The following is a 1,422-nucleotide window of genomic DNA, read 5'->3' as shown; positions in this document are numbered from 1 at the left end:
TCGGTAAATGTGCTATTTTATCTGCTGAATAAAACGTTTCTCTAGACACACCCATCCATTCTCTCAATCGATCTCCGCTTAAATCATTCCAGAATAGTTGTGTTTCTTCTGCTTTTCGCCCCGGTGCTTGTCCAACGATGGCAATACGTGCTTCTTTTGAAGCTTTAAATAAAGGTGGCACGTCTCTTTTTGTAAACTCTTCATTCATCGGATCAATCATTATTTTATGTTTGATTTCATCAAAGGTAGCCATTTGATTAATTGCTCCATTCTAATTTTTTCGTGTATCATTGATCTTAACACTAGTGTATTCTAGTCTTAAGGTTAAGTGCTGAGGCTCCATTGTGGCTAACAAAGGAGCTTAGACAAGTTGGGAGTATTTCAAGCAATATCCTTAATGATAGCGTTTGCGACACTTATGGTTCTTGTATCTAAAAAGGACTAGGCAATACAAAAAAACCACCATTTATAGCTTAGCCGGCTTGATGGTGGGTTTTGTAAGTTTTAGAATCTGCCACAGTGGGGCTAAAGCATATAACCTTTATTAAGGAAAGAACTCTTGTTATCGCAAGGGTTCTTTTTTGTAGCCCGTCTGTTCATTTTTAGTATACACTTGTCCTTAAATGGATTCAACTATTTAGTCCAATGACCGGATTAACTCTTCTACTTCTTTTTTACCATAGTCATCTGGTATTGATTGAAACTCATTTATACTTTTTTCAAAATACAACCTAGCTTCTTCTTTTTTACTTTGTGATTGATGGTACTCGCCTAACCCTCTATAAGAACAAGCTAGCATTGTCTTGTCTCCAGATTTTACTGCTGGAGATAAACTTAACTCTAAAAAGTACTTTGCCTTATCATATTCTTTCAACAATAAATGAGTATAACCTAATTCATAGTAGTTTGCTGAATGAAATAACAAACGGTTTGAAAAATATTCATTAATATAGTTATATTCTAACAAAAATACTTCTAATGCTTTTTCATACTGTCCAGATAATCGATAAACCATTCCTTTTTGATGAGTAGCTTGAGAAATGATTTCTTTGTTATTGGTGTCCTTACCAATCTGTAATAACTTATTATAATTTCCAATTGCTTCATCCACTTGATTTAGCTCCGTTAAGAGATATCCGTAGTTATAACGCAAAGCGATTTCTTCTTTTTGAGTTAACATTTTAGACAATAACTCATCATAAAGAGATTTTGATTCATTGAGTTTTCCTTCTTCGAACAGTCTAAAAGCCAGTGATAAGTTACTCTCAAAAGACATTTTAACAAGCCCCTTTTTAAATTAAATAATTCCTTTCTATCCTCCCTCTCTTCTCTTAAGATGCCCATTCTAATGGATGTGTTTTGCAAGATAAATGTTTAGAAAATTGCAATGAAAAGTTAAGAACTTTGCCAACCACTTTTAGT

The 1,422-nt window shown here is 33.7% G+C and carries 3 protein-coding genes; 1 reads left to right on the top strand and 2 read right to left on the bottom strand.

The genetic code is table 11. The features are described 5' to 3' along the window. Positions 1 to 253 (bottom strand): uracil-DNA glycosylase family protein (locus ABDZ53_RS11440; RefSeq protein ID WP_425541712.1); only part of this gene is annotated, 253 nt, incomplete at its 3' end. 117 nt (positions 254 to 370) lie between these two features. Here ABDZ53_RS11440 and ABDZ53_RS12960 point away from each other — a divergent pair. Then, positions 371 to 445, top strand: coding sequence for a putative holin-like toxin (locus ABDZ53_RS12960; protein ID WP_425541713.1), 75 nt, complete (start codon positions 371 to 373; stop codon positions 443 to 445). A 192-nt stretch (positions 446 to 637) separates the two neighbouring features. On the opposite strand, the gene ABDZ53_RS11435 is transcribed toward ABDZ53_RS12960, so the two are convergent. Beyond that, the gene (locus ABDZ53_RS11435; protein ID WP_343756645.1) at positions 638 to 1,276 is read right to left on the bottom strand and encodes a tetratricopeptide repeat protein; all 639 of its coding nucleotides are present in this window, start codon (positions 1,274 to 1,276) and stop codon (positions 638 to 640) included. Positions 1,277 to 1,422 lie beyond the last annotated feature (146 nt).

It is taken from the genome of Alkalibacterium iburiense (genome assembly GCF_039521845.1).
In the GTDB taxonomy this organism is placed as follows: Bacteria; Bacillota; Bacilli; order Lactobacillales; family Carnobacteriaceae_A; genus Alkalibacterium; species Alkalibacterium iburiense.
This window is presented reverse-complemented; position numbering and strand designations above follow the sequence as displayed.